At 52.3% G+C, this 13,822-nt stretch carries 11 protein-coding genes; 9 read left to right on the top strand and 2 right to left on the bottom strand.

Annotated elements, in window-relative coordinates:
- Window positions 1–4 precede the first annotated feature (4 nt).
- Together glnD and map are read right to left on the bottom strand one after the other, a co-directional pair.
- On the bottom strand, window positions 5–2,608 hold the full coding sequence (glnD, locus tag K5621_RS14110) for a bifunctional uridylyltransferase/uridylyl-removing protein GlnD (RefSeq protein WP_280638593.1): 2,604 nt from the start codon (window positions 2,606–2,608) through the stop codon (window positions 5–7).
- Window positions 2,605–3,408: a type I methionyl aminopeptidase gene (map, locus tag K5621_RS14105; RefSeq protein WP_100145158.1), complete on the bottom strand. Its 804-nt coding sequence runs from the start codon at window positions 3,406–3,408 to the stop codon at window positions 2,605–2,607. Before map ends, glnD begins: the two co-directional genes overlap by 4 nt.
- Window positions 3,409–3,823: 415 nt before the next feature.
- On the opposite strand from map, the gene rpsB reads away from it, so the two are divergent.
- The 9 genes from rpsB to bamA all read left to right on the top strand — a co-directional run bounded on the left by rpsB (window position 3,824) and on the right by bamA (window position 13,821).
- A complete protein-coding gene (rpsB, locus tag K5621_RS14100) occupies window positions 3,824–4,552 on the top strand; it encodes a 30S ribosomal protein S2 (RefSeq protein ID WP_025010979.1) in 729 nt (242 codons plus the stop codon).
- Between the two features lie 132 nt (window positions 4,553–4,684).
- Window positions 4,685–5,536 carry a translation elongation factor Ts gene (gene tsf / locus K5621_RS14095; protein WP_100145159.1) on the top strand — a complete coding sequence of 284 codons (852 nt, stop codon included), beginning with the start codon at window positions 4,685–4,687 and terminating at the stop codon, window positions 5,534–5,536.
- Between the two features lie 69 nt (window positions 5,537–5,605).
- Complete coding sequence (gene pyrH / locus K5621_RS14090; protein ID WP_100145161.1) at window positions 5,606–6,337, top strand: UMP kinase; 732 nt, start codon at window positions 5,606–5,608, stop codon at window positions 6,335–6,337.
- A gap of 28 nt (window positions 6,338–6,365) precedes the next feature.
- Window positions 6,366–6,923 (top strand): ribosome recycling factor, encoded by a 558-nt coding sequence (gene frr / locus K5621_RS14085; protein ID WP_039034775.1) that lies wholly within the window; start codon window positions 6,366–6,368, stop codon window positions 6,921–6,923.
- 84 nt (window positions 6,924–7,007) lie between these two features.
- Entirely contained in the window at window positions 7,008–7,835 is an 828-nt protein-coding gene (gene uppS / locus K5621_RS14080) for a polyprenyl diphosphate synthase (RefSeq protein ID WP_221049545.1), read from the top strand.
- A gap of 20 nt (window positions 7,836–7,855) precedes the next feature.
- Window positions 7,856–8,713 carry a phosphatidate cytidylyltransferase gene (locus K5621_RS14075; protein ID WP_221049544.1) on the top strand — a complete coding sequence of 286 codons (858 nt, stop codon included), beginning with the start codon at window positions 7,856–7,858 and terminating at the stop codon, window positions 8,711–8,713.
- Between the two features lie 4 nt (window positions 8,714–8,717).
- Window positions 8,718–9,908, top strand: a complete 1,191-nt coding sequence (ispC, locus tag K5621_RS14070) for a 1-deoxy-D-xylulose-5-phosphate reductoisomerase (protein ID WP_100145165.1) — start codon at window positions 8,718–8,720, stop codon at window positions 9,906–9,908.
- 15 nt (window positions 9,909–9,923) lie between these two features.
- Window positions 9,924–11,306 (top strand): sigma E protease regulator RseP, encoded by a 1,383-nt coding sequence (rseP, locus tag K5621_RS14065; RefSeq protein ID WP_221049543.1) that lies wholly within the window; start codon window positions 9,924–9,926, stop codon window positions 11,304–11,306.
- A 31-nt stretch (window positions 11,307–11,337) separates the two neighbouring features.
- A complete protein-coding gene (bamA, locus tag K5621_RS14060) occupies window positions 11,338–13,821 on the top strand; it encodes an outer membrane protein assembly factor BamA (RefSeq protein ID WP_221049542.1) in 2,484 nt (827 codons plus the stop codon).
- Window position 13,822 lies beyond the last annotated feature (1 nt).

The following is a 13,822-nucleotide window of genomic DNA, read 5'->3' as shown; positions in this document are numbered from 1 at the left end:
TTACTTAGGTTGTTGGGGTCCCGAATTGGGACAGGGCACTGATCAGTGACTCTTGCAGCCTTTGTTGCTGGGCTTCATCCAGTGCTAGTCCCTGATTGGTTTGTAGAATAAAAAAGTCCTCGGCGCGTTCGCCTATCGTGGTGATCTTGGCCGCCAGCAGGGTAACATCACAGCGATAGAAGGTTTCACCTATCTTGGCCAGCAGGCCCGGGCTATCCAAGGCTATCAGCTCCATCATACTTGTACCATGGCGGCGGGTCGGCAGAAAACTGACCTGAGTCGGAACTTTAAAAGGTTTCATCTTGCGCGACAACTTGCGAAAGCGCGGGATCTTGGGTTGTTCGCCACTGAGTGCCTTGCCAAGGGCCTTGCGTATGCTTTGTATCCGCGACAGCTGACTGACTGCCTTGCCGTCCTGCTCGAGGATCACAAAGGTATCCAGGGCGTAATTATCCTTGGATGTCATGATATTGGCATCATGGACATTGATATTCTTGTTGTCCAACACCGCCATCACGGTGGCAAACAGCTTGGGCTTGTCCTGACAGTAAATAAACAGCTCGGTGCCGCCACGGGTGGTGTGTTTGGATACCATCACCAGCGGCTCATCTTGTTTGTGCTTGAGGATCGCTTCGGCGTGCCAGGCGATTTGATTGGGTTGGTGGCGCAAAAAATAATCGGCCTTGAACCTCTGCCACAGTAGATCGAGAGTCTTCTCCTTGAAGCCGCGCCGCAGCAGTTCTTTTTTGGCTTTGGCCTGATGTTCCCGCACCCGGGCGCGGATATCCACTGGCTTTTCTTTACCGCGGGCAAACACCCTTTGGGTGGAAAAATAGAGGTCCCTGAGCAGAGAACCCTTCCAGTTGTTCCAGGTTTTTTCATTGGTGGCACAGATATCGGCCACCGTTAGGCAGTAGAGATAACTCAAGTGCACCGCATCACGAACCTTGTCGGCAAAGTCGGCCACCACTTCCGGGTCAGAAATATCCCGCCGCTGGGCGACAATCGACATCAACAGATGATTCTCCACCAACCAGCTGACCAAGCGGCCATCGTGATCATTAATACCATGCAGTTTGCAAAACTCCAGCGCATCAACGGCGCCGAGTTTACTGTGATCGCCACCGCGCCCCTTGGCGATGTCGTGGAAAATGGCCGCCAATACCAGCAGCCCCTTTTTCGGTAACTGATTAATCAGTACCGAGCCGAGAGGGAACTCCTCTTTTTGTTCCACTTGGGCAAACTTTTCGATATTGAGCAGCAGCCTATGGGTATGTTCATCCACAGTGTAGGCGTGGAAGAGGTCAAACTGCATCTGGCCTTCAATGGCGCGCCAGGCTGGCAAGTAAGCCGACATCACCCCATGTTTGTGCATCAGTGATAGGGCGGCAATACCGCGAGGATGTTTGAGGATCTCCATAAACACTCCGCGGCAACCTTCCCTGGCCATCAGAGGTTGCGGCTGGGCACGTCTGGCTCTTCTCAGGGCCCTCAGGGTTGGGGCGTAAATTCCCTGAATGTTGGAGTTGCGGGCCACATGCAAAAACAGCCTGACGATCTCTTCCGGCTCGTCAAACAGTGCCAAGTCCAAAGCCTCGATAAAGCGGCCGCGGCGCTGATAGTGTTCATCGATAGGCTGGATTTCCAGCGCCTGAGTGTGCCCCAGGGTGGCGCGTTTGAACAGTTGCAGCAGCATCTCGTTGAGCTCCATCACCCGCCGCACTGTGCGGTAATAGCGCTTCATCATCTGCTCTACTGCCAGTTGGGTGGCATCTTCGTAGCCCATTAGGCCGGCTACCTGGCGCTGCAAGTCAAACAGCAAACGGTTTTCGTCACGGCCCGATGCCAGGTGCAGGGCAAATCTCAGCTCCCAGAGGAAGTGCTGACACTCCAGCAGCTCTTCGAGTTCTACCTGCTCCAAAAAGCCGTGTCCGACCAACTCTTCAAGTTTGGCGGCATCGAAGTGGCGCATAGCGACCCAGGCTATGGTTTGAATATCCCTCAGGCCACCCGGGCAGGTCTTGATATTGGGTTCGAGATCGAAGGCGTTGGCTTTGGCGTGGCGGGCTCGTTGTTCGTTACGCTTGGCATTGAAAAATTCGCTTGAGGGCCAGTACTGATGCTCGCGAATTTTATCGTAAAGGGTATCAAACAGGATTTCTGGACCGGTGAGCAATCTGGCTTCGAGCAGGTTAGTGGCTATGGTGATGTCCTGACGTCCCTGTTGCAGGGTTTCTTCCAGGGTTCTGACACTGTGGCCTATTTCAAGACCAGCGTCCCAGAGAAAGGCGATGTAGGCACTGAGCCTACTCTCGGCTGCCGGGTCCAGGTTGTCATCCACCAGAAACAGCAGATCTATGTCCGAGTATGGGTGCAGCTCACCGCGGCCGTAGCCGCCGACGGCAATGAGGGCGATGGGATAAGCATCTAACCCTTCGGCTTGCCATTGTTCAATCAGTTGCTTATCGACAAAGCGACAGCGGCTGGCCACCAGTTCGACTATCTTTTCGCGCGAGGTAAACCTGTCAAACAGGGCTTGATTCTGCTCACAAAGTGCCGTTTTGGCTGCCAGCGCTGTGCTCATTCTATTCCTTGGGTAACGCCTTATTTGGCGTGATTGATGATCCTCGGGAAATCTTCCTCGGCACGCAGCGTCAGAACCTCTACACCTGTCTGGGTGATCAACAGAGTGTGTTCCCACTGAGCCGAATTTTTACCATCTGAAGTGGTGACAGTCCAGCCGTCATCCTTATTCAGTACAGAAGTATGGCGACCGGCGTTGATCATCGGCTCAATGGTAAAGCACATGCCGGGGCGCAATATGGTCTTGTCATTGTTTCTGTAGTGCACGACCTGTGGTTCTTCGTGGAAGCCGGCGCCGATACCGTGACCACAGTAATCCTGCACGATTGAATATTTGTCCAGGCCTGATTTGCTGGCCTTGATGAATTTTTCAATTGTGGTGCCAATTTCACCCAGCTGCATGCCGGGGCGAACCTTGCGAATGGCGGCATAGAGGCTCTCCTGGGCGATACGACACAGGCGACGATCTTTCGGGCTGACATCACCGATCAGAAACATCTTGGAAGTGTCGCCATGGTAACCATCTTTGATGACAGTGATATCGATATTGAGAATATCGCCGTCCTTGAGCACGCGATCGCTGGGAATACCGTGACAGATCACCTCATTGATAGAGGTGCAGATGGACTTGGGAAAACCATGGTAGTTGAGCGGTGCTGAGATGGCGCCTTGTTCTTCGGTGTATTTGGCACAGAGATCATTGAGTTCGTTAGTGCTGACGCCGACCTTGACGTGCGGGGCGATCATTTCTAGGACATCGGCTGCCAGCTTGCCGGCGGCGCGCATTTTCTCAATTTCGTCTGCTGTCTTGATGACTATACTCATGGGGTTTTCTCTTAATAACGAGTGCCCAGGCTCGGGGCGAGGCACCTTGTTTGTGAAACGGTAAAATAACGCTCCTGACGTGGCTTTGAACTGGGTTGAAGGCCGACATGAGAGCGGTAAAAAGTTTGTGTTTGCCGGCGATTTATGGTATAAAGCGCGCCGTTATGTTTGACTCTAAGTGACTTTGAGTTGACGACTCTAGGAGTTCGAATTGACTTCAAGTCGGGCTGCCTTCGGTGGGGATCCCATTTCGTTGGCAGGTCAGAGTAAAGATGGCGGCCATTATACATGGCATTTAACCTAAATACTAAATCACACACGTATCGACACATTCTTCGGGGTGCCCGCGGCTTGGCCAAAGGGTCGAAGACATGGGATGCGTGGAGGTCTAACCCCTTAAATTAAGGTATAGAAAATGACTACAGTTTCAATGCGCGATATGCTCCAGGCCGGTGTACACTTCGGTCACCAAACCCGTTACTGGAACCCTAAGATGAAGCCTTTCATCTTCGGTGCTCGCAACGGTGTACACATCATCAACCTCGAGCACACTGTGCCAATGTTCAATGAAGCTCTGGCTTTCATCAGCAACATTGCTTCTAAAAAAGGTAAAATCCTGTTCGTAGGCACCAAGCGCGCTGCCAGTGAAGCCATCAAAGAAGCTGCCGTATCTTGCGAGCAGTTCTATGTGGACAAGCGCTGGCTCGGCGGTATGCTGACCAACTGGAAAACCGTTCGTCAGTCAATCAAGCGCCTGAAAGATCTGGAAACCCAGTCTGTTGACGGTACTTTCGACAAGCTGACCAAGAAAGAAGCGCTGATGCGTACCCGTGAGCTGGAAAAGCTTGAGAAGTCTCTGGGTGGTATCAAGAACATGGGCGGTCTGCCAGACGCCATTTTCGTTATCGGTGCCGACCATGAACACATCGCTATCAAAGAAGCCAACAACCTGGGTATCCCAGTTGTTGCCGTAGTAGATACCAACTCTGCTCCAGATGGCGTTGACTACATCATTCCTGGTAACGACGACGCTATGCGTGCAATCCGTTTGTATGCAGAGTCTGTAGCTGCTGCTGCTAAAGCTGGCCGTGGTCAGGACCTGGCTGTTCAAGCTGAAGAAGACGGTTTCATCGAAGCTGAATAATAAGGTGCGATGCTAGTACATCACCCTTATTAACCAAGAGATATGATTGGTTAACAGGGGCCATATGGCCCCTGTTTTATACCTGCTTATCAACAGGTTAAATTTGTCGAATTATCAATAGAGGATTTAACAATGGCAATTACTGCTGCCCTGGTTAAAGAACTGCGCGACCGTACTGGCGCAGGCATGATGGATTGTAAAAAAGCCCTGACCGAAACTAACGGTGATATCGAAGCTGCAATCGATAACATGCGTAAGAGCGGCGCGGCTAAAGCGGCCAAGAAAGCCGGTAACATCGCTGCCGAAGGTACTATCCTGATCAAAAACGGTGCTGGTTATGCTGCTCTGGTTGAAGTTAACTGCCAGACTGACTTCGTAGCTAAAGACTCCAACTTCCTGGCTTTCGCCAATGAAGTTCTGGACGCTGCCGCTGCTGCCAAAGTATCTGTTGAAGATCTGAAAGCCCAGTTCGAAGAAGCACGTGTTGCCCTGGTTGCCAAGATCGGTGAAAACATCAACGTTCGTCGCGTTGAGTACATCGACGGTGACAAGATGGCTTTCTATCGTCATGGCGATCGTATCGGTGTTGTTGTTACCGGTGAAGCCGATGAAGAAACGCTGAAGCACATCGCAATGCACGTTGCTGCCTCTAAGCCTGAGTACGTTAACCCAGAAGACGTTCCAGCCGAAGTGGTTGAAAAAGAGCGTTCCGTTCAAGTTGAAATCGCTATGAACGAAGGCAAGCCTCAGGAAATCGCTGAGAAGATGGTTGCCGGCCGTATGAAGAAGTTCACCGGTGAGGTTTCTCTGACTGGTCAGCCATTCATCATGGAGCCAAAGAAAACTGTTGGCGAAATTCTGAAAGAGAAAGGCGCCACTGTGACTAACTTCATCCGCCTGGAAGTGGGTGAAGGTATTGAGAAGAAAGAAGAAGATTTCGCTTCTGAAGTAGCTGCCCAAATCGCTGCTTCCAAAAAGGCTTAATCGCCAATTCTTAACCCTCCCAAGACCGCAGCAACTGCTGCGGTCTTGTTATGACCAGGACAGAAAAAGATGAGCACCAATCCAAAACCTGCATTTCGACGTATTCTGCTGAAACTGAGTGGCGAAGCCCTGATGGGTGAAGAAGGCTTCGGTATCGATCCCAAGGTACTGGACCGTATGGCCCAGGAGATTAAAGAGCTGGTTGAGCTCGGCATTCAGGTGGGCGTGGTCATCGGTGGTGGAAACCTGTTCCGTGGTGAAGGCTTGGCTAAGGCCGGTATGAACCGCGTGGTGGGCGATCACATGGGTATGCTGGCGACAGTGATGAATGGTCTGGCAATGCGTGATGCGCTGCACCGTGCCTATGTTAATGCCCGTCTGATGTCTGCGATTCCGCTCAATGGCGTGTGCGATAGATACAACTGGGCCGAAGCTATCAGCCTGCTTAAGTCCGGACGCGTGGTGATTTTTGCTGCCGGTACCGGCAATCCCTTCTGCACCACAGATTCTGCAGCTTGCCTGAGAGGGATTGAAATTGAAGCGGAAGTCGTGCTAAAAGGCACTAAAGTTGACGGCGTATATTCAGATGATCCTATGAAGAATCCTGAAGCCGTTAAATATGATGAACTGAGTTACACTGAAGTTCTGGATAAAGAATTGAAAGTCATGGATCTGGCCGCCTTCACCATGGCCCGTGACCACGACATGCCTATATTGGTCTTCAATATGAATAAGCCAGGTGCGCTGCGCCGGGTTATCATGGGTGAAGATGACGAAGGCACACTGATCAAAACGAAATAACCGACTGATTGCAAAAAGGACATTTAACGTGATTGATGCGATTAAAGAAGATGCACAGGTTCGTATGGACAAGTGTGTAGAAGCCACCAAGGCACAAATGGCCAAGGTGCGTACCGGCCGTGCTCACCCTGCATTGCTGGATTCTATCCAGGTGTCTTACTACGGCACCATGACTCCACTTAAACAGGTGGGTAACATCTCAGTTGAAGACAGCCGTACTCTGGCGGTTAACGTGTTCGACCGTAGCATGATCCAGGCAGTAGAGAAGGCGATCATGAGCTCAGATCTGGGGCTGAACCCTATGTCTGCCGGTGCCACTATCCGTATCCCGCTGCCAGCCCTGACCGAAGAGCGTCGTCGTGATCTGGTTAAAGTGGTGCGTGCCGAGGCCGAAAACGGTCGTATCGCCGTGCGTAACGTTCGTCGTGATGCCAACTCTGCGGTGAAGAACCTGGAGAAGGACAAAGAGTGTACCGAGGACGATGTACGCCGCAGCGAAGATGAAGTACAAAAGATAACTGACGTACATATCAAGAAGATAGACGAGCTGTTGGCCGCAAAAGAAGCGGAATTGATGGAAGTCTGATATTGACTCGCTAAACTAGAGTTGATGCGCCGTGTAGGGGTATACTACGCGGCGTTTGTCTATTTAAAAGGGTTGTTTATTCAGATGTCATCCAATATGGAAGCCGATCCTAAGACTCCAACCAGCACAGGTGACTGCCAGATCTCAGAATGCTTGCCAGAGCAGCTTTCAGAACTGGTAAAGCAGTCTATCCCGCAGCATGTGGCTATCATTATGGATGGTAACGGCCGTTGGGCACAGGCCCAGGGTAAAGCCAGGGTTTTTGGGCATAAGGCCGGAGTCAAAGCCGTGCGCCGGGCCGTGAGTACAGCAAGGCAACTCGGGGTGCGTTCACTGACTCTGTTTGCGTTTTCCAGTGAAAACTGGCGTCGTCCGGATCAGGAAGTCAGCCTGTTGATGGAACTGTTTTTTACCGTGCTACGCCGGGAAATCAAGCTACTGCACCAAAATGGTGTTCGGCTGAACATCATAGGTGATACCAGCCGTTTCTCCGAGAGATTGCAAAAGCAGATCCGTGCCGCCGAAGAGAAAACCGCCGCCAACTCAGAGCTGATCCTCAATGTTGCTGCCAACTACGGTGGCCGCTGGGACATAATGCAGGCGGCTCGTAAACTGGCCGAAAAAGTCGAATCCGGTGAAATGACCAGCAGTCAGTTCAGCGAAGAGGCCTTGGCAGAACATTTGTGCATGCAAAATCAACATGAAGTTGATTTAATGATCCGTACGGGCGGGGATTACCGCATCAGTAATTTTATTCTCTGGCAGGCGGCTTATGCCGAGTTGGTCTTTACCGACACCCTTTGGCCAGATTTTGATGAGCAGGCGTTTCGCCAGGCAGTGGCGACTTTTGCCAGCCGCCAGCGTCGTTTTGGTCTGACCGGAAGTCAGATAGAAGAAATACGCAGCGTATAACATCTTACGAGGGACATTTTTTGCTAAAACAACGAATAATAACAGCAGCTTGGTTAATCCCATTGGTGATGGGAACCATTTTTTTGCTCCCGGCAAATTATTTTTCATGGGCCTTAGTGGCGGTATTCTTGATTGCAGCGAAGGAGTGGGGCCGCATTATCGACAGCCGTTGTGAGGTCACTCAATGGAGTTTTACCGCCACCCTGGCGATAGTATTGGTGGCGATTAATCTCTTGGTACCGACCGATGCCGTCTGGTCCCGAGGTCAGTTACACCCCATCATGTTATCCATCATTCTTATCGGTGCCTGTTGGTGGCTGTTTTCCCTGGTGCTGGTGATCTCCTACCCCCGCAGCGCCAAACTCTGGCAGGGCAGCCCTATGCTCAAGTCCATGTTCGGCCAGTTGACCCTGCTACCTTGTTTTGTTTCCCTGATTGCCCTCAAGGCGCTCAGCAGTCCTGCAGACCCTTATTTTGGCGGTATCCTGGTGTTCTTGGTGATGCTGACCGTATGGGCCGCCGATTCAGGCGCCTACTTTGCCGGTAAGGCGCTGGGACGGATTAAACTCATGCCCAATGTCAGTCCGGCCAAGACTCTGGAAGGTTTACTAGGCGGCCTGCTGACCACTATGGTGGTGGTGGCCGGGGTTTGTTATTTCTCCCCCGAGCAGGAGCTTGGACTGCTGATAGCAGTGACTCTATTTACCGCTCTGGCCTCGGCGCTCGGCGATCTGTCTGAGAGCATGTTCAAGCGCGCCGCCAAAATCAAAGACTCGGGCACTATATTGCCCGGTCACGGTGGTGTGCTGGATCGCATCGATAGCCTGACCGCAGCCTTGCCTGTATTTACCCTTATCTATATTGCATTCTGGATGTAGTGCTATGCAAAACATGGTGATTTTAGGAGCGACTGGTTCGATTGGTGCCAGTACCCTCAGTGTGATCCAACATAACCCGGCGGCATATCAGGTTTATGCGTTGGTGGCCAATACCAATGTCGACAAGATGGCCGAGTTGTGTGCAATCCACCGACCTGAAATTGCCCATATGGTTTGCCCTCAAGCCGCCAAGGCATTGGCCGAGCGTTTGGGTGCCGCCTCGACTATCCGCGTCAGTACCGGCGAGTCAGAACTACTTGAGCTGGTGGCTCACAGCCGGGTCGATACCGTGATGGCGGCCATAGTCGGCGCCGCCGGCATGTTGCCAACGCTGGCGGCAGTCAAGGCTGGCAAGCGGGTGCTGCTGGCCAACAAAGAGGCGCTGGTAATGTCCGGGCGTTTGTTTATGGAAGCCACCCGCCAATCGGGCGCGACTCTGTTGCCGGTAGACAGTGAGCACAACGCCATTTTCCAATGCTTGCCGGAAGCCGTGCAGCAACAGCTGGGCTATTGTGATCTTCAAGGTGCAGGCATTTCATCTATTCTGCTCACCGGCTCTGGCGGGCCATTTTTGAGCGCCGATCTTGCCAGTCTGGCGAGTGTGACACCGGCCCAGGCTATCAAGCATCCCAACTGGTCTATGGGGCCTAAAATTTCTGTCGATTCGGCGACTATGATGAATAAGGGGCTTGAGTATGTGGAGGCGCGCTGGCTCTTCAACGCCAGTGCCGAGCAGCTCAAGGTGGTTATCCACCCCCAGAGTGTGATTCACTCCATGGTGCAGTATCAGGATGGTAGCGTGCTGGCACAGCTGGGCAATCCGGATATGCGTACCCCGATTGCTCATTGCATGGCCTATCCAGAGAGAATTGTTTCAGGGGTTGAACCTTTGGACTTTTTCAAAGTCGGACAATTGAGCTTCTGTGAGCCGGATTTTGCCCGTTATCCTTGCCTTGAGTTGGCAATGACTGCCAGTGCCTCGGGGCAGGAGGCGACCACAGTCATCAACGCGGCCAATGAAATGGCCGTTGCCAGCTTCCTTAAAGGGGAAATTGGCTTTACCGATATCGCCCGGGTCAATGAAGCCTGTTTGGCCCGTGTGCCGCAATCGCCTTTAAATTCCATAGCGGATATTCTGGCATTAGACGGCCAAAGCCGTCAGTATGCCGAGGAAGCTATCGCCGGATGCAAGTGAGGAAAATAAGGTCTGATGTTTGATTTTTTATGGAACCTGGGCGCTTTTATTGTCGCCTTGGGGATACTGATCACCGCCCATGAATATGGCCACTTTTGGGTGGCCAGGCGCTGTGGCGTCAAGGTAGAGCGTTTCTCTATCGGCTTTGGCAAGGCGATCTGGCGTCGCCTCGGCAAAGATGGCACCGAATATGTGATAGCCATGATCCCGCTTGGGGGTTATGTCAAAATGCTCGACGAGCGGGTCGAGGATGTACCCGAGGAGCTTAAAGAGCAGGCCTTTAATCGCAAGAGTGTCTGGGCGCGTATCGCGATAGTCGCTGCCGGGCCGATAGCTAACTTTATCTTTGCCATTTTCGCGCTCTATATTATGTATCTTATCGGCGTGCCTTCACTCAAGCCGGTGATCAGCGATGTCAGACCCGGCTCGCCAGCGGCCGTGATGCAGATAGATAGCCCTCAGCAGATAGTGGCGGTTTCCGGGCAAAAGGTACGCACCTGGGAAGAAGTGAATCTGGCGCTGGTCGGTCATATCGGCGATGACAGTATGAGCTTGACCCTGAGGCCGCTCGACCAGATATCTCAGCCTGACGATGGTCTTGAGCCTTCCGGGCGTACTTATCAGTTGGATATCCGCAACTGGCGTTTCGATCCGGAAAAAGAATCCCCCTTCAGTACGCTGGGGCTGGATATCTTCCGTCCGGATGTGATCCCTGAAGTGGAGACGGTTACCGAGGGCGGTGCGGCCGCCAAGGCCGGGGTCAAGGCCGGGGATATTCTGGTGGCCGTCAATGGTGAAGCATACAGCGACTGGCAAACCTTTGTCGGACAAATTAAAGTATCAGCCGGTAAGCCGTTGCAACTGACGGTTAAGCGCAGTGGTGAGCAACAGACTTTCACTCTGATCCCGGACAGCCGCAAGGGTGCCAATGGCGAAATGGAAGGTGTCATCGGCCTGGCGCCTAAAGCCCCCAAGTGGCCGGACAATATGCTGCTGGATCTGCAGTATGGCCCGCTTGAATCCATTTCGGTGGCGGCAGATAAAACATGGCAACTTGTAGTCGTCAGCTTTAAGATGATCGCCAAGTTGTTTACCGGTGATGTTTCGGTTAAAAATTTGAGCGGTCCCATCTCCATCGCGCAGGGGGCCGGTAACAGCGCCAACATAGGGTTGGTCTATTTTCTCGGGTTCCTCGCCCTGATAAGCGTAAACCTCGGCATTATTAACCTCTTGCCGTTGCCAGTGCTGGACGGGGGACACTTGATGTATTACTTGGTGGAAGTAATAACAGGTAAGCCTGTATCCGAACGGGTACAGGAAATTGGATTCAGATTTGGGGCGGCGTTGCTGCTGATGTTGATGAGCATTGCCCTTTTCAATGATTTTGCCCGACTCTGAGCAAGGACAGACAAATAATTAGAAGTGCGCTATGCGATTGAATAAACTTTTTGCCTCGATGTTATTAGTCGGCGCGTCGTTTTCAGGGAATGGTTGGGCAGAGTCTTTCCAGCCTTTTGAAGTGACCGACATCCAAGTTGAAGGTTTGCAACGAGTGGCACTCGGTGCGGCCTTGCTGAGTTTGCCTGTCAAAGTGGGTGACACAGTCGACCAACTCAAGCTGCAACAGGCGATAAAGAGCCTGTATGCCTCCAGTAACTTTGAAAATGTTCAGGTGTCCCGCGATGGCGGGGTGCTGATAGTGTCGGTGCGAGAAAGGCCGACCATCAGTGCCGTAACCTTCGAAGGTAACAAGGACATCAAAGATGAACAGTTGCAGGAAAGCCTGGACGGCAGTGGTGTGAAGGTGGGCGAAGCCCTCGATCGCACCATGCTCTCGGGTATCGAGAAGGGCCTGCAGGACTTCTACTACGGCGTGGGTAAATATGGCGCCAAGGTCGAGGCTCAGGTGATTAACCTGCCTCGTAACCGGGTAGAACTTAAGTTTAAGTTTACCGAAGGTCTGGCGGCCGAAATCCGTCAGATTAACATAGTGGGTAATGAGCGCTTCAGCGACGCCGACCTTATCGGCATGCTGGAGCTCAAAGACTATGTGGCCTGGTGGGATCTGTTCGGCGAGCGCCGTTATCAGAAACAAAAACTGCAGGCCGACCTTGAGACCATCAAGACCCACTACCACAATAATGGTTATATCCGTTTCAAGGTGACCTCGACTCAGGTGGCGATGACGCCGGACCGTAAGGGCCTTTACATCACCATCAATGTCGATGAAGGCGACCAGTACAAGGTTAAGGAAGTCAACCTGACCGGCGAACTCATGGGCCGTGAAGAGCTGCTTAAAGAAATCCTGCCTATCAAGGCTGGAGAACAGTACAACGGCGCAGATGTGACCTTTACCGAAGAGATGTACAGCAAGTATCTGGGCCGCTTCGGTTATGCCTATCCAGAGGTGAAGACTTTCCCTGAGATCGATGATGAGACCAAGGAAGTCACCCTGAATGTTAACGTTAAGCCCGGCAAGCGTGTTTATGTCCGCTCTATCAACTTCACCGGTAACACAGTGACCAAAGATGAAGTGATGCGCCGTGAGCTGAGACAGATGGAAGGGGCTTGGTTGAACTCGGCCTTGGTCGAGCAATCCAAGGCGCGTCTCAACCGTTTGGGCTACTTTGAAACAGTCGATACTGAAACCGTGCAGGTGCCGGGCACAGACGACTTGGTGGATGTGGCCTTCAAGGTGAAAGAGCAGCCATCAGGCTCCTTTAACGCTGGTATAGGTTATGGTACCGAGTCTGGCATGAGCCTGCAGTTCGGGGTTCAGCAGTCCAACTTCCTCGGTACGGGTAACCAGGCCGGGATCAACCTGAACACCAACAAGTACTCCAAGAACGTCAACCTGTCGTATACCGATCCTTATTTCACCAAGGATGGGGTCAGCCTGGGTGGCAGCATCTACTGGAACGAGTTCGATGCCAATGAGGCTAACCTCGAGCGTTATAAGAACAGCTCCTATGGTATTGCACTCAACAGTGGTTTCCCCATCAACGAGTACAACAGGATCAACGGCGGCATAGGCTATCGTCATAACACCATTTCTGAGATTTCCAGTTATGAGCAGGCGATCCGCTTCTATAACATCTATCGTGACAACGAGGATCCCAACTCTGACTTGAGCTTCGACAACTTCGAACTCAGCCTGGGGTGGTATCGCAGTACCCTTAACCGCGGAACCTTCCCAACCGACGGTTCATCCCAGCGTTTGAGCGGGAAAATGACGGTTCCCGGTTCAGATCTGCAGTACTTCAAGACAGACTTCGATACCAGCTTCTACTGGCCGCTTACCCGTAGCCATAATTTTGTGCTCTTGACTCGAGCTCGTTTGGGTTACGGTAATGGCTACGGTGGTTTCAATGACAACGACCAGATCCTGCCGTTCTGGGAAAACTACTACTCAGGGGGTTCCAGCTCATTGCGTGGCTTCAAGTCCAACTCAGTGGGCCCAAGGGCTTTCTATCTGTATCGCGGCAGCGAGCCTTGTGGACCCAATCCGGATGGTGAAGGTTGTAGCCTGCCGGGCGATCCAAACCAAGTTTACATCAGCTCAGGTCGTTCTATCGGTGGTAACGCCATCGCCACGGCCAGCATGGAGCTGATTGTGCCGACTCCTTTCCTGGATGAGGCTTATAGCAACTCAGTACGTACCAGCTTCTTTATCGATGCGGGTAACGTCTGGGATACGGAGTTTGATTATGACTCCTATCGTTTCTTGCCGGCAGATGAGTTTTCCAAGTTGGCCGACTACAGTGATCCGAGCCGTATCCGTGCTTCCTGGGGGCTTAGCCTACAATGGCTGTCGCCCATGGGCCCCATGGTGTTCAGCCTGGCCTGGCCTGTTAAGGAATACGATGATGACGAGACCGAGATCTTCTCGTTCAATATTGGCAAAACTTTCTAAA

It is taken from the genome of Shewanella carassii, from assembly GCF_019670705.1.
GTDB classification, from domain to species: Bacteria; Pseudomonadota; Gammaproteobacteria; order Enterobacterales; family Shewanellaceae; genus Shewanella; species Shewanella carassii.
Note: the sequence above shows the minus strand (reverse complement) of the source record. Positions and strands in the feature narration are given on the sequence as shown.